Annotated in this window: 22 protein-coding genes; 4 read left to right on the top strand and 18 right to left on the bottom strand. The window is 52.1% G+C overall.

The features are described from left to right. Window positions 1–60 precede the first annotated feature (60 nt). Complete coding sequence (locus HV213_RS06940; protein WP_181485150.1) at window positions 61–774, top strand: FadR/GntR family transcriptional regulator; 714 nt, start codon at window positions 61–63, stop codon at window positions 772–774. A 362-nt stretch (window positions 775–1,136) separates the two neighbouring features. On the opposite strand, the gene fucO is transcribed toward HV213_RS06940, so the two are convergent. Together fucO and HV213_RS06930 are read right to left on the bottom strand one after the other, a co-directional pair. Beyond that, window positions 1,137–2,288, bottom strand: a complete 1,152-nt coding sequence (gene fucO / locus HV213_RS06935) for a lactaldehyde reductase (protein WP_181485149.1) — start codon at window positions 2,286–2,288, stop codon at window positions 1,137–1,139. Between the two features lie 749 nt (window positions 2,289–3,037). Continuing rightward, the gene (locus tag HV213_RS06930; RefSeq protein ID WP_181485148.1) at window positions 3,038–3,358 is read right to left on the bottom strand and encodes a FaeA/PapI family transcriptional regulator; all 321 of its coding nucleotides are present in this window, start codon (window positions 3,356–3,358) and stop codon (window positions 3,038–3,040) included. Between the two features lie 171 nt (window positions 3,359–3,529). Here HV213_RS06930 and HV213_RS06925 point away from each other — a divergent pair, with 171 nt between their 5' ends. The 3 genes from HV213_RS06925 to HV213_RS06915 are packed head-to-tail and all read left to right on the top strand — an operon-like array spanning window position 3,530 to window position 5,949. Further along, entirely contained in the window at window positions 3,530–4,270 is a 741-nt protein-coding gene (locus tag HV213_RS06925) for a winged helix-turn-helix domain-containing protein (protein ID WP_181485147.1), read from the top strand. Then, window positions 4,263–4,736, top strand: coding sequence for a FidL-like protein (locus HV213_RS06920; RefSeq protein WP_181485146.1), 474 nt, complete (start codon window positions 4,263–4,265; stop codon window positions 4,734–4,736). The genes HV213_RS06925 and HV213_RS06920 overlap by 8 nt, the downstream gene beginning before the upstream one ends. Before the next feature lie 46 nt (window positions 4,737–4,782). Beyond that, window positions 4,783–5,949: an HD domain-containing protein gene (locus tag HV213_RS06915; protein ID WP_181485145.1), complete on the top strand. Its 1,167-nt coding sequence runs from the start codon at window positions 4,783–4,785 to the stop codon at window positions 5,947–5,949. Between the two features lie 34 nt (window positions 5,950–5,983). On the opposite strand, the gene HV213_RS06910 is transcribed toward HV213_RS06915, so the two are convergent. From HV213_RS06910 to HV213_RS06835, 16 genes are all read right to left on the bottom strand, one after another. After that, complete coding sequence (locus HV213_RS06910; RefSeq protein ID WP_181485144.1) at window positions 5,984–6,721, bottom strand: SDR family NAD(P)-dependent oxidoreductase; 738 nt, start codon at window positions 6,719–6,721, stop codon at window positions 5,984–5,986. 1 nt (window position 6,722) lies between these two features. Then, the gene (locus tag HV213_RS06905; protein WP_181485143.1) at window positions 6,723–6,974 is read right to left on the bottom strand and encodes an acyl carrier protein; all 252 of its coding nucleotides are present in this window, start codon (window positions 6,972–6,974) and stop codon (window positions 6,723–6,725) included. A gap of 17 nt (window positions 6,975–6,991) precedes the next feature. Further along, window positions 6,992–7,798: a MaoC family dehydratase gene (locus HV213_RS06900; protein ID WP_181485142.1), complete on the bottom strand. Its 807-nt coding sequence runs from the start codon at window positions 7,796–7,798 to the stop codon at window positions 6,992–6,994. After that, window positions 7,795–9,048, bottom strand: coding sequence for a beta-ketoacyl-[acyl-carrier-protein] synthase family protein (locus HV213_RS06895; RefSeq protein ID WP_181485140.1), 1,254 nt, complete (start codon window positions 9,046–9,048; stop codon window positions 7,795–7,797). Before HV213_RS06895 ends, HV213_RS06900 begins: the two co-directional genes overlap by 4 nt. Then, window positions 9,035–10,432, bottom strand: a complete 1,398-nt coding sequence (locus HV213_RS06890) for a TolC family protein (RefSeq protein ID WP_181485139.1) — start codon at window positions 10,430–10,432, stop codon at window positions 9,035–9,037. Before HV213_RS06890 ends, HV213_RS06895 begins: the two co-directional genes overlap by 14 nt. After that, window positions 10,429–12,372: an ABC transporter permease gene (locus HV213_RS06885; protein WP_181485138.1), complete on the bottom strand. Its 1,944-nt coding sequence runs from the start codon at window positions 12,370–12,372 to the stop codon at window positions 10,429–10,431. Before HV213_RS06885 ends, HV213_RS06890 begins: the two co-directional genes overlap by 4 nt. Next, the gene (locus HV213_RS06880; protein WP_181485137.1) at window positions 12,372–13,532 is read right to left on the bottom strand and encodes an efflux RND transporter periplasmic adaptor subunit; all 1,161 of its coding nucleotides are present in this window, start codon (window positions 13,530–13,532) and stop codon (window positions 12,372–12,374) included. The genes HV213_RS06885 and HV213_RS06880 overlap by 1 nt, the downstream gene beginning before the upstream one ends. Beyond that, window positions 13,529–15,640, bottom strand: coding sequence for a peptidase domain-containing ABC transporter (locus HV213_RS06875; protein ID WP_181485136.1), 2,112 nt, complete (start codon window positions 15,638–15,640; stop codon window positions 13,529–13,531). The genes HV213_RS06880 and HV213_RS06875 overlap by 4 nt, the downstream gene beginning before the upstream one ends. 9 nt (window positions 15,641–15,649) lie before the next feature. Next, entirely contained in the window at window positions 15,650–16,600 is a 951-nt protein-coding gene (locus tag HV213_RS06870) for a lysophospholipid acyltransferase family protein (protein WP_181485134.1), read from the bottom strand. Between the two features lie 2 nt (window positions 16,601–16,602). Continuing rightward, window positions 16,603–17,271: a DsbA family protein gene (locus HV213_RS06865; protein WP_181485133.1), complete on the bottom strand. Its 669-nt coding sequence runs from the start codon at window positions 17,269–17,271 to the stop codon at window positions 16,603–16,605. Between the two features lie 270 nt (window positions 17,272–17,541). Continuing rightward, window positions 17,542–17,751 carry a DUF4762 family protein gene (locus tag HV213_RS06860; RefSeq protein ID WP_181485132.1) on the bottom strand — a complete coding sequence of 70 codons (210 nt, stop codon included), beginning with the start codon at window positions 17,749–17,751 and terminating at the stop codon, window positions 17,542–17,544. Window positions 17,752–17,854: 103 nt separating this feature from the next. Further along, complete coding sequence (locus tag HV213_RS06855) at window positions 17,855–18,526, bottom strand: DNA-binding response regulator (RefSeq protein ID WP_110275821.1); 672 nt, start codon at window positions 18,524–18,526, stop codon at window positions 17,855–17,857. A 22-nt stretch (window positions 18,527–18,548) separates the two neighbouring features. Then, a complete protein-coding gene (locus HV213_RS06850) occupies window positions 18,549–19,097 on the bottom strand; it encodes a fimbrial protein (protein WP_181485131.1) in 549 nt (182 codons plus the stop codon). Between the two features lie 9 nt (window positions 19,098–19,106). Then, window positions 19,107–20,159, bottom strand: a complete 1,053-nt coding sequence (locus tag HV213_RS06845) for a fimbrial protein (protein WP_181485130.1) — start codon at window positions 20,157–20,159, stop codon at window positions 19,107–19,109. Next, entirely contained in the window at window positions 20,159–20,788 is a 630-nt protein-coding gene (locus HV213_RS06840; RefSeq protein ID WP_112213839.1) for a fimbrial protein, read from the bottom strand. Before HV213_RS06840 ends, HV213_RS06845 begins: the two co-directional genes overlap by 1 nt. A 17-nt stretch (window positions 20,789–20,805) precedes the next feature. Further along, window positions 20,806–21,549 (bottom strand): fimbrial biogenesis chaperone, encoded by a 744-nt coding sequence (locus HV213_RS06835; protein WP_181485129.1) that lies wholly within the window; start codon window positions 21,547–21,549, stop codon window positions 20,806–20,808. Window positions 21,550–21,571 lie beyond the last annotated feature (22 nt).

Genomic DNA, 21,571 nt, shown 5'->3' with positions numbered 1-21,571 from the left:
CGCTTTGTTTTTAAAAATGGTATATTGGCTGACGCTTTATAACTCACACGGACAGCGATCTTGAGCATAAAATCCATTCAAAAACAGAATGTTGTAAATGAAATTTATGATCAGATCAGCGCAAAGCTGCTGGATGGTAGCTGGCCGCCGGGTAGCCGCCTGCCATCTGAAGCGGAGCTGACCACGTCCTTCAACGTCAGCCGGGTCAGCGTGCGCAGTGCGGTCCAGCGCTTTCGCGATCTCGGCATTGTCGTCACCCGCCAAGGGAGCGGCAGCTACGTTAGCGATCACTTCACACCGCAGATGCTGAGCAACGATCCTCGCCCTATCATGCATCTTAGCCGCGAAGAGTTTCACGACATGATGATCTTCCGCCAGACCGTAGAGTTCAAATGCGTGGAGCTGGCCGTCACTCATGCCACCGATGAAGATATCCTCCAGCTTGAGCAAGCGCTCAACAATATGCTCATCAACAAGGGTGACTACAAAAAATATTCTGAAGCGGATTACGCGTTCCATTTGGCGATTGTCAGGGCATCGCACAATAGCGTCTTTTATAACGTAATGAATTCCATCAAAGATATTTATTACTACTACCTTGAAGAACTTAACCGCGCGCTGGGCATTACCCTTGAAAGCGTGGAAGCCCATATCAAAGTCTATATGTCGATTAAAAATCGCGATGCCAACACGGCGGTGAAGGTCCTTAATGAAGCGATGTCGGAAAACGTCACCGCCATTGACAAGATTAAAGCTAAAACAGATAGAGATTGATGACTGGGTATATACCCTAAATAATTCGAGTTGCAGGACAAAACGGTTAACCGTTTTGAACAGCGCTTGCGCTGGCCCTGAAAGGGTGAGTCCCGTAGGGACGAATCACGCGGCAAGAGAGCGACAAATTCGTCGGGAACGAATTTGACCAGCCGAAGGCTGGCCTCCGGTGAGAGGCAGGAGCCTCTCATTAATCCCCAGGAGCTTACTAAAGTAAGTGACTGGGGTGAGTGAACGCAGCCAACGCACAAGCAACTTGAAGTATGACGGGTATAAACGAGTTCGGATATAGCGCACACGCCCAGCCTAAATAACACCGTAGCCGATAGAGCGTTCTACCGGCTACGGTTGAGATTGCTACCTTAGAAAATCGCCCGATACAGCGCTTTAATCTCTTCCAGATTTGTATCGCGCGGGTTACCGCCAGTGCACACATCCGCCAGCGCGGCGGCGGCGAGGGCATCAATATCCTCCTCTTTCATACCCACATCACGCAGACGCGCCGGGATATTAACGTCGCGGTTAAGCTGCGCCACGGCCTCAACGGCTGCCTTACGCGCTTCGGCAATCGGTAGGGTCGCCGCCTGTTTATTTCCCAGAGCCACCGCAATGTCGCGATACTTCTCACCGGTAAATTCAGCGTTGTAAGCCATAAGATGTGGCAACAGCACTGCGTTGGCGACACCATGCGGCGTACCGTAGAAAGCGCCCAACGGGTGCGCCATGCCGTGAACCAAGCCCAGTCCGACGTTAGAGAAGCCCATTCCGGCAATATATTGCCCCAGCGCCATCCCTTCCGCGCCCTGCTCATCGCCCTGCACTGAGGCGCGCAGCGAGCGGCCAATCACTTCAATGGCCTTCAGATGCAGCATGTCGGTTAATTCCCATGCGCCTTTAGTGATATAACCTTCGATCGCATGAGTCAGCGCATCGACGCCGGTCGCCGCCTTCAGGCTGGCAGGCATGCTGGCCATCATTTCAGCATCGATAATCGCCACAACCGGGATATCGTGCGGGTCATAGCAAACAAACTTGCGGCGGTTTTGTACGTCGGTGATGACGTAGTTGATGGTCACTTCAGCAGCCGTACCGGCGGTGGTTGGGATCGCAATCATCGGCACTGCGGCATTTTTGGTGTCGGCCCCGCCCTCCAGGCTGCGAACATCGGCGAATTCAGGGTTATTAATGATAATCCCTACTGCCTTGCAGGTATCCTGCGGGGAACCACCGCCGATGGCGATCAGATAATCTGCACCCGATTGTTTAAACGCTTCAACGCCCTGTTGTACAACTTCAATGGTCGGGTTAGGAATCACGCTATCAAAGACGCTGTAGGCCAGGCCAGCGCTGTCGAGGATATCGAATACTTTTGTCGCGACCTTAAAGCGAATCAGATCCTTATCAGTGACCACCAGCGCTTTTTTAAAGCCGCGCTTTTTGACTTCATCGACAATGCAGCTAATCGATCCCGCACCAAAATAAGAAGTTTCGTTTAAAATCATTCTGTAAGCCATTTTATGCTCCCTTCAAGCTGAGTGTTTGATAACCACAATATTTGGCCCACAGTAACGTGACTGATACGAACTTTTTATTATTTCATATCAAATAACACCTCAATTGCCCTGCACTCTGACTCAGTTAACTAACGTACCTCCCATAATATGGGAATTTAGTCCAGTATACTGGACAGCAGTCATCACCGTGCTTTACGCATGCTCATACGCAACGGTATCCAATATAAGCAATCGGGAAATATTTATCTCACATAAGATATTATTGAACTGGATCACACTATTTTCTCTTTTATGGAAAACTCCAGGCAGGGAGTGCTAAAGCGAACATGATAGCGTCAGTGAACTGAAGTGAGTACGGAATAACAATGGCCTTAGATAATATTGCATTCTTTTTCTTATGCGACTTCTTAGCCAAATTCCCCCTCGACGTTGATTGAATCAGATTGCCACGCCACAAAAGCAACAATTTAGAAACAAAAGCATCATTTCATCAACAAAACGATCGAGCGCTCGCCTGCCATCGCTTGCCGCATAAAATCAACAAATGAGAATTATCCAACATTATTGATAAATACTTATCAACATATGAAATGCAAAACGCTCTATTTAAGAAGTGGCATATCACTTCGTTAAGAATATTCTCCATTATTTGCGAGATATTAATTCTAAAAAAACATTAAAATATTGAAAAAAGCATCTAAAAGACCTGTGTTTATTGCAAATTTACAGGCCTCTTGTTAGTATGACTCTCAATCAATATGTTTATTATAAATATACCACTTATGATGTTTTTTGATTTTTATTCTGTTCACCTGACCATACTTCTCCAAAGGCAGCAACAAATGTCTGACTTTATATATTGACATTTCACATCTGTCAGCTAATTCACGAGTAAGTAGCCCCTCAGGCTCATGTTCTTTTAATACAAAAAGAATATACTCCTGCTCTGGAACGTTCACTCCAGAGAATTTATTGATACCCATGGCGGTCATCAATGACCTTAAGCTTTCAACAGCAGCGCCAGAACCATGATGTAAATCAGGGATACGGGATGAAGTTACAATCTTCATGAGTCAGTTCCTTCTGTCATTCAATGAACTGCAGTATGGATTGACCACACTAAAACGGCAACATTAGCTTTAAATTTCAATTTAAACAGTACATTTATCTGAAATTCACTTTTTTTTATGATAAAACCCCTGATATAAAGAGTGAATTTTTAATTCCGTGTGGAGATAAAAATGCGGTTCGATATAGAGGGATTTATTACTTTTGACACTGAGGAGGCCTCTCTGGTCAACTTGTTGACTGGCGATTGTATTGAACTATCAGCCACATCTACTCGCCTTCTTAGCTGTCTGCTGCAATATCGGGAAGATATTATCTCGCGTGTTGATATTTTTCAGACGGTGTTTGAACAATATGGTGCCAGACCTTCTAATAGTAATCTGAATCAATATATATCCACACTGCGCCGTAGCTTGTCTGACCTTGGAATTGAGAAAAATGTGATTATTACGGTGCCGCGAATCGGTTTTAAGATTTCTAATGAAATTATTATTACCACCGATAGTGATTATCACACATCTTTCTCTCTCCCGACTCTTTCCCCAGAACCCCCTGAGCCTATGACGATCGGGCAACATCGCAAAACGATCATTTTATTTATCCTGATCGCTGCCGGTCTCATGCTCCTCTCTTACTTTTTTATCCATAAAAAACAATCATCTGGCATTTTCCTCACTCAGGATAAATGCACCATTTACGGCACAGGCAGCATATCTGCAACAGAAATACTCAGGAATCAAAAACTGCTCCCCTCCGGGCTCGATTGTTCTACGCCAAAGAAAATATACTTTTTCAATCGGCAGATGAGCGAAGAACAGGACTTAGGCATTTATATGGACATATTCATACTGGAATGCGATCTTAAGTACCAAAAATGCCATAGTTACTACTATAAGGAAATAAAAAATGCGTAAATATGTCTTAATATTTGCGATTTGTATACCAACACTAATAGCATTGTTAATTTTTTATATTCGCCTCAACAGTCATCCGCCTTTTTCCTGTGAGTCGCAATACGATCTGACGGAGAACACAAATGAGAGTATTCTACGCTCACAAGGCTTGCTATCTGTAGAATATTCAAACGATCGGTTTTTAATCAGCGCTGAAGGATTACTCACCAGTGATAGGGATAAATATATCATCTCACGCAGCATCACCTACACATTAAAAAAACATTCTGCCAGCAGCTCTCTTTTTCATATTGCTGATGCCAGGATAATTCGTCACAGCGCCGATAATACACCGGAAAACATTGCACAACAGACTCTCTTTGGCGGCCAAACTAATGATAGAATCATCTATATAAATCGAGTCAATGATGATACTATTTTATTCGGCAACCAAACGTTCCCGCAATATGGCTGCGAGCGCAAATAATAATCGATTGAGATTTATCTCATAAATTGCATATTATAACGATATCATGAAGATACATTTACTTCCTACATTAGCCAGCATCGCAAATACCCTTGATATGATTAATCCTAAGCTGAATCTGCATCATGTCAGAACTGCTTTTATCGTATCGCACCTGGCTAATTTAGTTCATTTCTCTTCGGCTCAGCGTCGTAAAACCGTTCTTGCGGCCCTCATCCATGATATCGGCGGATTGAATGAAAAATCGCGTCTTGAACCGCTTAGTTACATTGATGATGAACATAACAACCATGCGCTTATTGGCAGCGAATTACTCAGCAGAATTCCTCTATTTCGCCCATTGAACAGGATTGTCCGCTATCACCACACCCACTGGCGAAAAGGCCTGGGGCATTACATCGAAGGGGAACTGGTCCCCGAAGAAAGCCATCTGCTATTCTTTGCCGATCGGCTGGATGTCCTTTATTGCCAGCACCGCACCAGTCATGTGCCCTTCTTAGGCAAGAAACTCCTCGAAATCGTGACTGCCGGGGCAAATATTCTCTATAAAGAAGAGTACATTCAGGCCTTCAGAACCCTCTCCAGCAATGAACACTTTTGGTCGGTGATGGCCTCCTCTGACTATCGGGATTACATTAAAGAAATCCCAAGAATTCATAACGATACTATTTCTTTACACAACCTACGTGATATTGCCGAATTGCTCTCGTTTATTATCGATCAGTTCAGCCAGCAGACACCTTGGCACTCCTCTGCTGTCGGACATATTGCCGGTTATCTGGCGACAAAAATGGACATGAGCGCGATGCAAAGCCTAAAAGTTGAGATTGGTGGGTTATTGCATAATATTGCGTGTCTTGATCATAGCCCGCCGCATGAGGGTTCGGCTTCGCCAGATAAAGCGCTGCGTTCACTCTATCCAATTGAAGAAATTGATGATATTGCTGAGTGGGGTATCCTGCAAGATAGCCCCAATCCGTATGCGGCACTTATCGCAGTCAGTCGTCAGGTGGTCCATGCGTTAACCAACTCACGGGCAGAAGAGAAATCGCTGGCTCGGTTAATTAAACATAACCAGGGGGATGAAATACATCAGCTGGTTGTATCTCTGGTCGCACAAAACTCTTCGCAGATTATTCAAATTTATCGCGCGACCGCAACAGAGATAAAAGAGCTAGTAACGCGTATCGAACAACTCGCCCCCCGCACTTAAGATCAGGCCAGCCGATTGTCCGGCCCGATCATATTCAGGCACTCAGTCCGCCGTCCAGCACCAGGGTCTGGCCGGTGATATATTGACTCCCCTCACCGATTAAAAACGCCACCGCCTGAAGCACATCATCCGTTTCACCCAATCTGCGCAGCGGTATCGACTGGCGCATCTCTTTTAATTTTTGTGCCGGGATCTCTTCAAGCATTTCAGTACGAATCAAGCCCGGCGCCAGGCAGTTCACCCGGATACCGAAACGCCCGACCTCCAACGCCAGTGAACGCGCCATACCGCCCATCGCCGCTTTGCTCGCAGCATAGGCCGTCTGACCGACGTTACCCTTGAGCGCGCTGACCGATGACATCATCACGATAGAACCGCGTCGCTGCATCAGCATCGCCGGCAGCAGAACCCGGTTCCAGTTCATCATTGCGATAACGTTAGTCTCCAGCACCTCGCGCCAGATTGCCGCATTCTGATGAATATGCAGGCCATCACGGGCGATCCCGGCATTGTGGATAATCGCCTCCGGCGCGCCCCACTCGGCCAGTAGCGACTGCGCAAGCTGTTCAACCCACGCTTCGTCGTTGCCATCGCAGGCGTAACCTCGCACCCAATGGGATGAATCGTCTCCGCTCGCCTGCGCCTGGATGTCGTTGATCGCCGCTTCATTGCGACCGGTAAACACCACATTCCAGCTTTTCGCCAACCCCATCACCAGCGCCCGACCGATGCCGCGGCTACCACCGGTAACCAGTATCCATTTCTGCGCCATATCAGTGGCCTGACTCTTTACTGATGTGCTGGCACAGCTCGCCGAGAGTGATCCCCGGATTGTGAATAAACCAGTCCGCCTCCAGCGTGATGTTGAATTCACGCTTTGCCAGTACCATCAGCTCGACGTAGTCGAGGCTATCTAATTTCAGCCGCACGAGGGGCGTATTCTCATCGACCTCATCGGGCTCCAGGTCTTTGGCATCACAGATCATTTCACATACTTTTTGCAGAATTTCATCATACTGAATCATAAAATTATCCTTAATTATCAATTATTAATTGGGCCAACTTTCAGCGTAATCACATTGGTCATAATCTGGTCATTGAGCTGTGCCGCTGCCGCGATACGCACCAGCGCACCCTGTTCAACCTGTCCGACCACCAGCGAGGGTAGCAGCCAGAGCGACAGGGATTCAGGCCAGATCGGTGCTCCTTTACCCGCAAATCGGGCATCGAAAATCACCTCCTGATGAGTTTGCAACACCGGATAGCGGGTAAAAATTTGCTGTAACGAGGTTTCCCCCTGGTCGAGCAGGGCCGCAATGTTCTCCTGATTCAGCAGCGCTTTATCGCTAATCAGCTGACGAAAGAGCAGTGCATCAAGAAATTGCCACTGCGCCAGGTCGGGCCAGGCGCTGTTGAAGTGGGATTGCAGAGCAAGCAGCGTTTTAGAATCAAGTTCGCTGGGCTGTTTCCCCACCAGCGATTCCGGTTCAGCCGCCAGGCTCATCTGGCATGACAAACAGACTTCATCATTGTGCGGATCCGTGACCGACGCGGCGGATAACACGCGGTTTTTTGCTGGTCCCGGCGTTAACAGCCAGTCGGCTTCGCACCACAGCGGCCTGCGCAGGCGTACCTGACATTTCAGATAACCTTCAGCGCGGGATGACGGATACGCCAGCCGCGACTGAACATCACGTTTCACATCCAGCAGCGCGCGCATCCCGTGGACGCTCAGTTGACTGCCGCCCATCGCACGCGCTGCCGAAAGATCGAAGTGAATGGGGTTGTCATCGCCGGAAAATGCCGCCCACTGATGAGCATCGGCCAGGGTGTAGTACAGCCGCGTCACGCGTGTTTCTCCAGCACCAGCGCGGCGTTCGCGCCGCCAAAACCAAAGCTCAGATTCAACGCCCGGCGAATCTCTCCCTGGCGATGCCCTTCGGCAATATAGTCGAGATCGCACAGCGGGTCGGGCTGGGTTAAATGCGCCGTCGCGGGCATGATCCCGTTCGCCATCGCCTGCAGGCAGACAATGGTCTCGAAGCTTCCCGCCGCTGCTATCAAATGCCCGGAGTAGGCTTTGGTGCTGGAGACCGGGATCCGATACGCCTCGTGGCCCAGCGCCTTTTTCAGCGACTGTGTTTCATTAATATCATTAAGCGGCGTGGAGGTGCCGTGGGCATTAATGTAGTCGAGGTCAGAGGGCTGGAGATCCGCACTGCGCAGCGCCCAGCGAATGGTCTGTTCGCGGGCCACGCAGTCTTCTGCGGGCGAGGTAAAATCTACCGCATCGGAGAAATTGGCATAGCCGGTCACTTCCGCGAGGATCGTCGCCCCGCGCGCGAGGGCGCTCTCGCGCTCTTCCAGGCACAGCACCGCGCCCCCTTCCGAGAGCACAAACCCGCTGCGCTGCTGGCTGAACGGGCAGCTGGCCCGTTCCGGCGATTCCGTTTCCCGGCTTAGCGCGCCAAGCACGTCGATATTCCAGATAGCGCAGGTACTGTTCAACGACTCCCCGGCCCCGGCAAGCATCATGCTGGCGCGACCAAAGCGAATCGCATCATAGGCCTCGCCGATAGCAATAGTGCCGGTAGCACAGGCGGCGACAGGGGTATTTTGATAGCCGCGCAGATTCCACAGCTGGCTACAGGCTGCGGTAGTCACGTTCGGCATCGAAAAGAAGCAGCTAAAAGGTGAAGAGACGCCTTTTTTCTCAAACTCCGGCACCGCCAGGTAACTCTCATCCAGCCCCGCCCAGCCGGAACCGATAATCGCGCCACACATCAGCGGATCGTAGAACGCGGCGGGCGATTCACCGGCAAAAGCCATCGCCATGGCTTCGCGCGCGGCGGCCAGCGCCAGGCGCGCATGGCGCGGCAGACGCCGACGAATGGCGGCAGGAACGCCCTTGAGGCTCGGTTCGTTCTCTACCTGGCCAATAAAATGGGTGTGGATACCGTAGGACGACAAATCCACATAGCGATAGCCGTGACGGTAATCCATGATCGCCTGCCAGCTTTCGGCGGCGCTGTCGCCAAGGGGAGTCACCGCGCCATAGCCGGTAATTACCACGCGATAAGGGGGTTTACTGTGACTCATTTTGGGATGTCCTCTGTTGCGGGTTACTGCCACCTTGCGCCAGCCAAAGCTGCAAAGTGGCATAAAGATAGTCGTACTGGTTTTGCGCAAGGCTGTTTTGCACATCAAGCAGCGCATCCTGGGCGTTCAGCAGGGTCTGATAATCCACCGCGCCTGCACGATAGCGGCTCTCGGTAAGCGTCAGGCGCTGCTGGCCCAGTTGTAGAGATTGCAGCAAGCGATCTCGCTGCTCGTCGGCGTTGAGCCGCTTCTCCATGGCGTTGTCCACTTCCGACAGCGCGGTATAGGCCGTGCGGCGGAAGTTCACTGCCTCCTGCTGCACCTTTACGCTGGCCTGTTCCACGGTGAGCTGCACCGTGTTCCACTGGATAAAGGGCGCGCTCACGCTGCCGCCGACGGTGCGTAGCGGATCGTTAAACCATTGGTGAAAAATCTGGCTTCCGGCGCTAAGCGTTCCCTGCAACGAAAGCGTGGGATAGAAGCTCAGCCGCGCGGCATCTGAGCCCGCCAGCGCCGCACGCAGGCGCGATTCCGCCGCCTGAAGATCCGGACGACTGGCGAGCGCGGCCAACGGCGTGGCGTTGGCAATGGCGACGTGCTGGCGAACATCCAGCGTATGGGCCTCATCGGTATGCTGCGACGGTGGGCGGTTGAGCAGCAGCGCCAGCGCGTTGCGCGAAATCGCCCGCTGCTGCTTCAGGGCGAGCAGCTGATTCTGGCGGCTGATCACCGTCTGCCGGGCCTGTAGAACATCAAGTCGTCCAACTTTCCCCTCCCGCTGCCAGGACTCAATCTGCGCTAGCGTCTGCCTGGCAATATCGAAACTCACCTCCTGATAAGCCATTTGCTGATTTAGCAGGGCGATGTTCCAGTAGAGCTGCGCGGTGGTATCAATCGTCGACAGGATCGTCGCGTGATAATCCTGCTCGCTGGCAACCGCTTCCCACTCACTTTGTTCGCGAATACGCGCCAGCTTGCCCCAGAGATCCAGTTCATAGCTCAGCGACAACGAGGTGCTGTAGCTCTCCTGCGAACGCCCGCTGTTTAACGGCTTCGAATTGCTGCCGGAGCCGTTGAGCGTCGCGTCGGGACTGATATTGGTCTGGGTTAGTCCGGCAGAAATGCGCGCCTGCTTGAGAGTTAATGCGGCAGCGGCCAGATCGTTATTGCTTTCCAGTACCTGACCCATCACGCGCGACAAACGCTCGTCGCCGAATCGATCCCACCAGCGGCCATCTTCCACCTGCGAAGGGGCGATATTCTGCTCTTCCGTTCGCTGCCAGTTTTCCGGCACCGACAACAGCGGTCGCTGATAATCGCTGCGGGTCAGGTTCCCGCAGCCCGTGAGCAGCAGGATCAGCGGTAAAAAAGTCCCTAGTTTCATTCGCGGGCCAGCGCCTCCGTCGGGTTGAGTCGCGCCGCTCGCCGCGCCGGGAAATAGCCAAACGTCAGGCCAATCAGAGCGGAAAAGCCGCAGGCCATCGCCACCGGGAGCCACGTAAAGACCATCGAGAACTCCTGCGTCAGCAGAGCAAACAGGTTCCCGGCGGCCCAGGAGCCAATGACCCCCGTCAGCCCGCCGAGCGCGCAGATCATCACCGCCTCAATCAAAAACTGATGCATGATGTCGGAGGGACGCGCGCCAACCGAGAGTCGGATACCGATCTCATGGGTTCGCTCGGTAACGGAAACCAGCATGATATTCATCACCCCAACGCCGCCGACCAGTAGTGAGATAGCGGCAATCGCGGTGATCAGCAGCGACATTGAATCGGAGGTTTTTTGCAGCGCTTTGGCGAGCTGTTCGTCGGTCTGGACAAAGAAATCTTTTTTGCCGTGCTCGCGAATAAGATGCCTTTCCGCACGCTGCGCGGCCTCTCTCGGCGACAGCGTCTCCTGAAAGCGCAGCGTTAGCGCCTCCAGCGGCTTATCGCCGGAAATCCGCTGTAATAGCGAGGTGTAGGGGATCCACGCCGACATAAACCCGCTGACCACTTTCGGCCCCGGCTTGCTGGCAACGCCGATCACCCGCCACGGCGCACCGGCGATTTGCACGATTTTATCCAGCGGATCTTCATTGCCGGGAAACAGCGTCTCTTTACTGGTCTCATCCAGCACCAGTACCGGCTCCCGGTCGTTGACGTCGCGCAGGGTAAAACCGTTGCCCTGAATAAAGCGAATCCCCTGCAACGAAAAATAGTCGGCGGAAACCCCGGAGAGAATCATCGAAGAATCCAGGCCCTGGCGCACCGCGGTAGTCATGCTTGAGACAATCGGCGACACTCCCAGCACCCAGGGCTGCTTGCTGAGGCTGGTGATATCCTCCAGCGACAGCGCGCGTTCCATATCCGGGCGCTTGCTGCCCCAACCGGTACCGGGGCGAATTTCGAGCGTGGTATTACCCAGTTTGCCAATCTCGTTCATGATGGTTTGTCGGGCACCTTCTCCTACCGCCATCGAAGAAACCACAGATGAGATGCCGATAATAATCCCCAGCATCGACAAAAAGGCGCGCATCCGATGGCCCAACAGCGCACGCCATGCCATTCGTACCGACTCGCCTACGCTGCGCGACAGCGACGCCCGACCGTTATCCTGCACCGCCGGCAACCGCTGAATATCACGCTTGTCCTGAGCGCAATTCGTGCGAACGGCAACAATTTGCCCATCGCTGATCTCGACGATCCGCTGCGCCTGCTGCGCCACCTCGCGATCGTGAGTCACGATAATCACCGTGTGGCCATCGGCGTTCAGCTGGTGCAGAACATCCATTAGCGCCCTGCCGCTGGCGCTATCCAGCGCCCCGGTGGGTTCATCAGCAAGAATAATCTGCGCGCCGTTGATCAGCGCCCGGCACACGCTGACCCGCTGCTGCTGCCCGCCGGAGAGCTGCGCGGGTTTATGCCCTAAGCGCGTATCAATGCCCAACTTTCCCGCCAGCAGCGCGATTCGCGCCTGACGTTCAGTTGCAGGCATCGCGGTATATAAGGCGGGAATGGCGATGTTCTCTTCCGCCGTTAAATAAGGCATCAGGTGATAGCGCTGAAAAATAAATCCCAGCCAGCGGCTACGCAGTTCGGCAAGCGCCGCGCTATCGGCCTGATGAGTGGCAATACCGTTGATATAAACCTCGCCGCTGCTGGGTTTGTCCAGGCAGCCGATAATGTTCATCAGCGTCGATTTACCCGAGCCGGAAGCGCCCATAATCGCTACCATTTCGCCGGGCATAATGGTCAGGGACACCGATTTCAGCACCGGTATCGTCTGCGTTCCGGCGATAAAAGAGCGGGTGACGTTATTAAGCTGGATTAAAGGCTTCACCATCAGATTGACCCTGCATCCTGCGGGATCACCACCCGCTCACCGGGCTGCAAGCCTTCAAGGACCTGTGCGTACTGGCGGTCGTTAATGCCGATACGAACGGTGCGCTCCTCGCTGCCGTTCGCCTTCTGCACCACCACCAGATAGCGTTCATTGCCCAGCGAACGCCCCAGCGCAGCAACTGGAACCCGCAGCGCCTCCTTGGCCTGCGCAATGCGGATAAACACCTGCGCGGTCATCGAGGTTTTCAGTAGCCGCTGGCGGTTATCCACCTCAAAGGTGCCGTTGTAGTAAATGGCAGTGCTTTGCTGATTGCTGGCGGAAGCCCCTGAGTTTTGCTCTTCCAGCGCCTCCTGCGGCGCGGGCTGGACATAGCCAAGCTCCCCCTCATAACGCGTTTGCGGGTCGGCAATCACGTAAAACCACAGCGGCTGTCCGGGATGGATTTTCTGGATATCGGCTTCGGAAATACGCGTTTGCACCTGCATTTTATCGAGGTCGGCAAGCACCAGAATAGTCGGCGCAATTTGTGAAGATACGATGGTTTGCCCTTCACGGGTGACAATGCCGAGTACTTCGCCGTCCATAGGGGCGAGAATGCGCGTATAGCCGAGGTTGGCGTTGGCGGTCTGCACGCTCATTTCCGCTTGCACAATCTGCGCCTCATTGACCGCAATCTGCTGAACCTGCGCGGCATATTGCGCCTGCGCCTGTTCAAGGTCGCTGTTCACACCAGAGCCATCGCGGTTCATGGTCTGCTCGCGGGTCAGCGCTTTGCGGTACTGCACCAGCGTCGCTTCAGAGGCTAACTTCTGCGCTCTGGCGCTGGCCAGCTGTGCGGTGGCGTTACGTAAGTCTGAAAGCTGTAAAGTCGGGTCGATTTCGGCCAGCAGTTGCCCTTTTTGCACCCGCTCCCCTTGACGAACAAACAGCTTGCGCAACTGCCCGCTGACCTGAGCGCCAACGCTCACCTGGACGGCTGGTTTGATGATGCCGCTCGCCAGCACCACTTTTTCGATATCTCCACGATCGAGGGCGACGGTATAGAGCGATTCGGCCTGCGCCGGCAGCGCGCGCTGATAAAGAACGGCGACGATGATGGCTACGATCGCGATCAGCGCAAACAGCCACGTTTTGCGTTGGCGTAATAATCCTCGCATCATTGGCCCGCCGCTCCCTGCCCGATATCGCGCAGCTCGCCTTCGTTCAGGCGATATACTCGCGCAAAGTGGTTCACAATCAGCTCGCTGTGGGTCACGACAATCAGCGTCTTGCCCTGTTCGCGGCAGTGCTGACACAGCGCGGCGATCACCGTCTCTGCGGTTTCATCATCAAGATTGGCGGTAGGCTCATCGAACAGTAAAATCGGTCGGGTGCTGTAGAGCGCCCTCGCCAGCATCAGCCGCTGGCGCTGGCCTAAAGAGAGCGCAGAGTGGCTCTCGCGAATCAGCGCTTCCATTCCCCCCGGCAGCGCCTGAACCACCGGCCCCAGCGCCATTTTGCTGACAAGTGCTTCCACGCGCCCACGTTCGCTGTCGCTGTACCACGGGTCAAACAGGGTGATGTTTTGCAGCACCGAGGCGTTAAACAGGATGTCCTCCTGACTCTGCAACCACACCTGCGACGTCAGCTGTGGAGCGCTTGCCTCTGCATTGTTCAACAAAATCCGCCCCTGCTGTGCGGGAAAAAGCCCGGTCATCAGCCGCAGCAAAGTGCTTTTTCCGGCACCGGAATCGCCGACAATGGCTATCTGATCGCCAGGTTCAAGTATGAGGTCCACCGCGTTTAATACTGGCCTTTGCGGGTTGTAATGAAAGCTCACCCGCTCGAACGCCAGTCGCGGAACCGCTGTTCCGCTGAGCGGAGAAATCAGGGGAGAAGCAAGCTCATGCTTCGTAAACAATCCCTGTGCGCGGGTATCAATCACATGCAGTTGCGACTTACGGATAACGGCATAGAACATCCGCGTGACGTAGGAGGTAAAAATTTGCCGCAAAAAGCTGTAGGCAAAGAAGTCGCCCAGGGAGATCTGTTTTGCATGCACCAGCGGCAGCACTACCAGCATAAAAACTACCATTTCGAGGCTGCCGGTCAGCTGATACAGCCCGTCTTTCACTTGTTGATAGACTTTCTGCCGTTGCAGGCAGGTAAAAAGGTCATGCGACAGGCGGGCAAACTGCGCTTTGCGCTGGGTTTCCAGCCCGGCGGTTTTAATGGTTAATACCCCCTGAAGGGTCTCCATAAAAAAGTCATTTAGCACCGCGCTCTTGAGCTGAAGCTGCTGCGTATACCAGCGGTCGCGAAATATCGCCCAGACGCTAATTAACCCCATCACCACAATGCCCACGGCGGAAATCAGCGCCAGCACCGGGGAGATCCAGAACATGATGCCGATGGCGATAACGCAAATAATCCAGTCCGAGCGCAGGCCGTTATCCAGCTCAATTTTTTGCAGCATGCCGCTCTGCCAGGCAATAAAGCGGCTGAAAACATCCCCCGGCGCGCGTTTTTCAAAAAAGCGCAGCGGATTATTCAGCAATCGCGAAAAACCGATATCGCTATTAAGCAACACAAAGCGGCGGATGAAACGCTCGCTAATCACCCTGACGCCCAGTGCTAACAGCGTAGAGACCACAAAGGCGAGGATAAACCACAGATATGGAAAATCCGTATTCTGCGCATCTGAGAACGCCTGATTAATCGCGCGGCTGACCATCGTCGGCATTAAAAACAGCGTTAACGCCACCAGGAAGGTTAATAGCATCAGCTTGTAAATGCCCGGAACCGCCGCCGTCTCCTTCAGGCTCATGGCCCGCGGCATCTCCTGCTGCGCTTCGGCGATAACAGGGTTGGGGATGACTCCTGATGAGGGGGATTCTTCGAGGATCAGCGCATAGCCGCTAATCTCTTTTTTTAACGCTGAGAACGGCAACCACTGCTGACCAATTGCCGGGTTCATCACGCAGACGTAGTCCCCCTTGCGCCACGCCAGCAGGACATAGTGACTGGCACCGTAGTGCAAAATGGAGGGGAACGGCAACCCATGTAGCTCGTCGTGATCGAAGAGCACTGGAGCAGTGGCAATGCCAACCTGTTGCAGGATGACGGATAAATCACTCAACGATGTCCCATGATCGGACGCCGGGAAAATCTCCCGCAATGCTGGAAGAGAGCACTGAATATTCTGGGTTTGCGCCAGCATCGCAATACAGGAGAGGCCACACTCATTGGTCTCTTCCTGAAAAACCATATCAGGGATAATATTTTTCATATTGATACATCAGTGATTAATAAAATAGAGCGAATGGCTGTGCCACAAAAGCCAATCCTGCGGATAATCACGCAGGGTGTTTTCAATAATCGTCGGCAACGTTGCCGCGACCTCTTTTGGCGACAGCGGGGAATAGATTTTTATTTTTATCCCTTGCTGATAATAGAGGTGATAAAAAACCACCTGCGCCGACACGATGCGCGAAAACCGCTGTACGCCGTTGTGTAGTTTTGCCGGACGGCCAAATAGCCGACAGCTTATTTTTCCGGACTGCGCTTCGTGGGTCTGTACGGTGTAATCGGCTGGAATATCGGGGAAAATAATCATGTTTTCCCTTCCTTCTGAGACGTTAGTCATTAGCGCCATCAGCTCGCTGGCCAGCGATGTATTATCCTGATGAATGGAGCAGTAGGAGAGCGCAACGCCGCCCATTGCGCGGCTGGCGGCGGTGTAGCTTTCCGCGCTGGATGAGACCACCACGCTGGCTTTGCCCGGCGTCACGCCGGCCCCGACCATCGCGGCTAAAATATCGGAAACGCAGTGCAGCGGCGCGAGGACCACCGGCGTCTTTTGCACCACCAGTGGCGCAACCACCGCATCAAGCTCTTGCGTGCACGCCTGCATCTGGCGCAACGTTGTCGAGTGCTGACCCCAGGTCGCGCCCATCTCCAGTAACTGGCGGCGCATTGCGATCCACGCGGCGTCAACTCGCCCATCGCCACCGGTCAGGCAGCGATAGTTCTGCGTCGCCACGGCGGTGCGCCCGCGATATTGTCTGCCCAACAACCGCAGCGTGCACAGCGCGCGAACGGTTAGCAACAGCAGCGACATAGGGGTATAACGCATCACTGCCCGCACCGCCTTTTGCCCGTAGCCGGTAAAAGGACGGTGTCGCCAGGCAAGCTGCGCGGACCATTTTCTTACGCTGAAGACGCCCCAGACGATCAGAAAGCGCGTCACGCTTACTCCTTGTCCTGAGCTAACAGCTGGCGCATATAGTCGGCAAATTCAGGAAATTGACGATCCTTCGCCACGACGTATTTTTTATTAACAATAAACAACGGCGTCGCGTTAATGTCATAGAGCTCGGTGATTTTCGCCATATATTCCAGCCGTTCGGCAACGGCTTTGCTTTGGCGTACCTGATGATATTTCGCCACATCAATATCGTTCTTTTTCAGCCAGGTATTCAGCGCTTCATCATCAGCTAAATTAATACCGCGAACCATTACCGCGTTAAATGCCGAGTCGCGCGTCTGACGCTCAAGGCCCATCACTTCAAGCGTCGCAAAAACCGGTGCATAAACCGCCAGACCATTTCTTTCAGCGGTGATATGGATAACTTCGAAGGTGCTATCTACCGGTAAGGTGGCGGCAAATTTTTCGATATTTTCCTCATTCGACGCGCAGTAGTGGCAGCCATAGGACAGCACTTCAATAATACTGCTCTCATGTTTTATTGGGCTACTGGCAACAATTGTCTCATCAATTTTCCGTAGCGCCGAAGGCTTACTGCTATCTAATGAAAAAGTATTAAATACAAAGATGTGATAACACAGAACAGTCATCAGCGACGAAATTAACGCCACCAGAAACGTGTAGCCAACAGCGGTAATAGGTTTTATTTTCATTTCGATACCAGGCTCGCGAAAAAGGCGTAGAAATATACCCTAAATAATTCGAGTTGCGAGAAGGCGGCGACGCAGAGAGTCCCCAGGAGCTTACGCAAGTCAAGTGACTGGGGTGAGCGACAAATCTGTCCGGAACAGATTTGAACGCCGTATAACGGCGGCCCGCCAGGGCGAGGCTCATGGATGAGCCGAGTAACAAAGCCAACGCGCATGCAACTTGAAGTATGACGGGTACATGGAGGGTTACCCCTCCATGTACTACTGCAGAAATTACTGGCGGATGCGGTTCGGTACTACGCACATACCATCAGCAGCATCTTTCATGCTAACGGTTGAGTTGCCGTGCTTATCCGTGCAGGTGGTCACTTCTTTACAAGAAGAAACGCCGCCAACAACCACAGTTTCGTAAGAACTGGTGCAAGTTTCCTTACAGGTCCCGCCAATAATACCCGCTGCTTCAATCATGCTTAATTTTTTCATTTGTTAGTTCCTTAACTATTTATATTGAAATGTATTTTCTTACACTTACCTACTGGCTTAGATACCTGCCAGTAATTTTGTCGATGTCATACGTTGCACGCTGCTATATGCAAGGCGTGGCGACGATACACTTGAAAATATTAAACAGCTCAACGTTATTTTTGGCGTTTAATTTTTTCATCAGCCCTCGTTTACTGCGGCTTAAGCGACGAACATCAATTTGTTGCTCAGAGGAAATTTGTGAAAGCGACTTTCCTTTGAATATTTCTTCCATTAACCACCAGTCATCGCTGGAGATGCTGTTATTAAAATCTCTTGCCAACCATTTTTGCCGTGTGTAGTTAATCAACGAACGGCTAAAGAATATTTTTTTTGCTACTAATGCCTGAGAATCTTCGATAAAGCTAGAAAAGTTGCTCAGTGATTCATTCTTTAATAACCAACTGGCTTCCGGGAGAAGCGAATGCAGCGCAAAAAAGAGAGCGAGATTATTGCTATCTAACAGAATAACCAGTTGCTGATTTTCCCGGCAATAATGTTCTTTAATGGTATATAACGCATTAAAGCGTTCATCCGGTAAGCTGTCGACATCACAGAGGATCCAATGCAGCTCATTTCTCTTTTTTGGTGAACGCAGCGTGCTAATCAGCTGCGAAAAATGTTCGATCTTTGAGAAAGAGCAGTCCGGCTCGCGGGCAGTAAGATCGGCAACTGCGGAACGCACACCTTCAGAGAAAAAAATATTTTTATCGTAGAGAAAGAAATGACGGCTCATTTTTAATCATCCTTGATCGGTTCTACTGGTAGTTTAGGGTGTAATTTGCCGTGGCCTGAAAGGCACCGGTTTGCAAGGTTTCGTTACTCAAGGCATCCGGTTCCCCTTCCACAAAAGCTTTAAAATTTAACTGCATGGTGGCATCGGAAATGGCAACCGCGGTCGTCGGCGTATTCAGTGAAATAGCCGTACCGTTACTCTCTTCAAAGCCAATACCAATCCCGCTGGCGGAATTGGGCGCTACCGGCGTAATCGCCAGGCGATCGCTCATATTGGCATTTTCCGTCCCGCTAAAGGTCACAGTGACGGAATTAAAGACATCGGTACTGCAATCCTGTAGCTCAATAACAAACGCTTTGGGCAGCGATTTTCCTTCGGCATACAGCGAGCGGGTTGAAATTTGGCCAAAATCCACGGCGATGTTTTTTGACGAAGGGACAATGCTGCAGCCCTGGGCAACAACGGTTCCCTTGAAGTTTAAATCGCCGCCGATCAGCTCTCCGATGGCATACGCCGGGGTGACTGCCGGTAGCGAACATATGAGTATCATTGATGCGATTAATTGACGCATGCTGTCCCCTTACTGAAACTCAGCGACCACGGTGGCCGATGCCTGGAAATCCCCTTCAAGTACGTTGGTCCCGGCATTGGCAATCGGTGCGGCGGTCAGATTCCAGGTTCCCTGGTTATTATTAAAACCCGGGACGTCATAAAACTTATTCGCGGCCACTAAATTGCCGCCGGAATCCTTCAAGATAATGCCAAGGTTGGAGCGGTCGACGGCGCCGGTGGTACCTAAATAATCGCTATTAAAACTGGCGGTATTAGCCTGCTGAATTCCCAGGCGAATATTCAAGTTACCGGTCGCAAAACTTCCCCCTTCACACTTCACCTGAATCGGCACGGACTGGCTATAGTTGTTGCCGTTAAGCAGTGAACCAGAACTGGGGATAGTGTTAAAATCAACAGTGATCGGCGAGCCGGAGTTGACGATACATTTGTCCGGAACGGTAATAACTCCAGAGTTAATAGAGACAATCGACATTGGCGTGGTCCCCATCCCGGCGCTATAATTGCCCAGGCGACCGTAAAGTTTAGCTATTTCGGTACCCAACAGGTTTACGCCGTTAACAATCGGCTTGGTGATCATAAACGTCACCCGCCCCTGAGCGCCGGATTCAAAGTTATTAAACTGAGTGGTTGGTGGCACGCATTTGTTCTGAAATGCATCGTTTGACTCATTATTAAAAGGGACCGGAAGATAGGCCATGCGCTGACCACGGATATAAATTTCAATTTTTACATCCATGTAATCATTGAGCTTTAAATATCCCGCCGAACTACCCTGCTGAAGTAACGAGGCAGTAGCAGAATAATAGATGGCCTGATTTTCCATGGGGATAGTGCAGCTGGCTACGCCAGAGTATTGGCCGCCTAATGCAAAAGTATAAGGAATGGTCGCCCCGATACTGTTGTTGGTAATATCCTGGTTGGCGACGTCAATATTATACATTTTAGGTCCGCCAACCGGCGTAATTTCCCCTTCAACTGCCGCTGCGGTTTCCCAGGACAGCAGGCCACCGCATAGCAAAATAGCGACGCGGGTTTTACGCCAGATAACCATAGCAGCCATTACAGATACTCCATTTTTAAACGCAGCAGTCCGCTAAAATTACCGGCGGTCACGTTTCGACCGGTAGACTCCAGTACCGCAATAAACGTCAGGCTGCTGTCGCCGGTTTTCACAATAAACGGCGGCTGGGTTTGATTGATATCCAGCGCGCGCTCTTTGATATCCAGCAGACGAATACCGGCTCCGGAGGTGCTGCCAGTCAGGCGTAACAGTTGACGATTATTCTCGTCCGACTCGCCGATAAACGTCATCTGCACCGCTTGCTCGCCAGTGGTATAGAGGTGCTTGCTATTTCCCGTAGTCCTTGATGCGATGCTGTCTCGCGCCTGTGACGCCCCTTTCAGGCAATCTCGCAGTTCAACGCGTACCAGTACCGGTTGGCTACGATCGCCCGCCTGATGAAAACGGCGGGCGCTAATTTCACCCAGTTCGATGATTTGCAGACGGCTCTGCGGGGCAAGGACGCACGGCGAGGCGTAAACGGAGCCCTGAAATATCACGTTACCGCCATCTTCCCCCTGATGATCCTGGTTATAGTGCTGCGGCTGTAGCGGAATATCAGCGTCGGCCAGCGCTGGCATGCTGAGACCGAATACAAACAGTGCGAATAGCGATAAACGCGTTTTCATCATCAGGTTCCTCTCAATTACCCTTGCTGCGACGGCGGCAGAGCTTTACAGGTATTTCCCGCACAGCGATATTTCAGTTCCGGATGGCCGCCATAGTCATTCACGTACATCATGGAAAAATCACTAATTCCGCCATCTGTTACGTTGAACTCCAGACTGGATTTCGGTGCAATCATAATTCCCGGAAATTTCGTTATTTTTTCACCCTTCGTCCGCGACAGGCTAATAATGGTGATGTAATAAGGCGTCGGGTTTTGCGCGCTCATTTTATTGCCGCTTTTTTGAAAGACGACCTGATCCTGCCAAATCTCGCTTTTGCTTTTTGGGATAATGGCGGTTGGGCGGAAAAATAATTTAATCCGCGACTGCATCGCTAATTGCAGGACATTCGCTTTATCCGGCTTAGGTGGAATTTCGCGCACGCTTAAATAAAACAGGCTTTCACGATCCTGCGGCAGCTGATTGATGCCATCAGTCTTGGTCACGCGCGCGACGCCTTTTTGCCCGCCGTTAATTCGCTGCAAAGGCGGCAGCACCACCAGCGGAGAGGTGATTTTATTGCCTTTGCTGTCCTCGACCCAGGACTGCGCCAGAAACGGAATATCCGGGCTGGTGTTGGTCAAATTCGCGCTTGCCGAGCTATCTTTACCGGTGATAATCAAGCGAGTGCGATCCAGTGAAACGCCCGCCTGAGCGGTACTGCTTACCGCTGTCAGCATCAGGGCGCCCATCCAGCAGAGTTTGTTACTTGTCATGCTCATTTTTGGCCTTTTATTACTGTCA

Source organism: Klebsiella sp. RHBSTW-00484, from assembly GCF_013705725.1.
Classification (GTDB): domain Bacteria; phylum Pseudomonadota; class Gammaproteobacteria; order Enterobacterales; family Enterobacteriaceae; genus Klebsiella.
This window is presented reverse-complemented; position numbering and strand designations above follow the sequence as displayed.

What these genes read in the sequence shown, in the direction of transcription:
- fucO (WP_181485149.1), bottom strand. Translation starts at nt 2,288, where the DNA reads ATGGCTTACAGAATGATTTTAAACGAAACTTCTTATTTTGGTGCGGGA.
- HV213_RS06930 (WP_181485148.1), bottom strand. Translation starts at nt 3,358, where the DNA reads ATGAAGATTGTAACTTCATCCCGTATCCCTGATTTACATCATGGTTCT.
- HV213_RS06925 (WP_181485147.1), top strand. Translation starts at nt 3,530, where the DNA reads ATGCGGTTCGATATAGAGGGATTTATTACTTTTGACACTGAGGAGGCC.
- HV213_RS06920 (WP_181485146.1), top strand. Translation starts at nt 4,263, where the DNA reads ATGCGTAAATATGTCTTAATATTTGCGATTTGTATACCAACACTAATA.
- HV213_RS06915 (WP_181485145.1), top strand. Translation starts at nt 4,783, where the DNA reads ATGAAGATACATTTACTTCCTACATTAGCCAGCATCGCAAATACCCTT.
- HV213_RS06910 (WP_181485144.1), bottom strand. Translation starts at nt 6,721, where the DNA reads ATGGCGCAGAAATGGATACTGGTTACCGGTGGTAGCCGCGGCATCGGT.
- HV213_RS06905 (WP_181485143.1), bottom strand. Translation starts at nt 6,974, where the DNA reads ATGATTCAGTATGATGAAATTCTGCAAAAAGTATGTGAAATGATCTGT.
- HV213_RS06895 (WP_181485140.1), bottom strand. Translation starts at nt 9,048, where the DNA reads ATGAGTCACAGTAAACCCCCTTATCGCGTGGTAATTACCGGCTATGGC.
- HV213_RS06890 (WP_181485139.1), bottom strand. Translation starts at nt 10,432, where the DNA reads ATGAAACTAGGGACTTTTTTACCGCTGATCCTGCTGCTCACGGGCTGC.
- HV213_RS06885 (WP_181485138.1), bottom strand. Translation starts at nt 12,372, where the DNA reads ATGGTGAAGCCTTTAATCCAGCTTAATAACGTCACCCGCTCTTTTATC.
- HV213_RS06880 (WP_181485137.1), bottom strand. Translation starts at nt 13,532, where the DNA reads ATGATGCGAGGATTATTACGCCAACGCAAAACGTGGCTGTTTGCGCTG.
- HV213_RS06875 (WP_181485136.1), bottom strand. Translation starts at nt 15,640, where the DNA reads ATGAAAAATATTATCCCTGATATGGTTTTTCAGGAAGAGACCAATGAG.
- HV213_RS06865 (WP_181485133.1), bottom strand. Translation starts at nt 17,271, where the DNA reads ATGAAAATAAAACCTATTACCGCTGTTGGCTACACGTTTCTGGTGGCG.
- HV213_RS06860 (WP_181485132.1), bottom strand. Translation starts at nt 17,751, where the DNA reads ATGAAAAAATTAAGCATGATTGAAGCAGCGGGTATTATTGGCGGGACC.
- HV213_RS06855 (WP_110275821.1), bottom strand. Translation starts at nt 18,526, where the DNA reads ATGAGCCGTCATTTCTTTCTCTACGATAAAAATATTTTTTTCTCTGAA.
- HV213_RS06850 (WP_181485131.1), bottom strand. Translation starts at nt 19,097, where the DNA reads ATGCGTCAATTAATCGCATCAATGATACTCATATGTTCGCTACCGGCA.
- HV213_RS06845 (WP_181485130.1), bottom strand. Translation starts at nt 20,159, where the DNA reads ATGGCTGCTATGGTTATCTGGCGTAAAACCCGCGTCGCTATTTTGCTA.
- HV213_RS06840 (WP_112213839.1), bottom strand. Translation starts at nt 20,788, where the DNA reads ATGAAAACGCGTTTATCGCTATTCGCACTGTTTGTATTCGGTCTCAGC.
- HV213_RS06835 (WP_181485129.1), bottom strand. Translation starts at nt 21,549, where the DNA reads ATGAGCATGACAAGTAACAAACTCTGCTGGATGGGCGCCCTGATGCTG.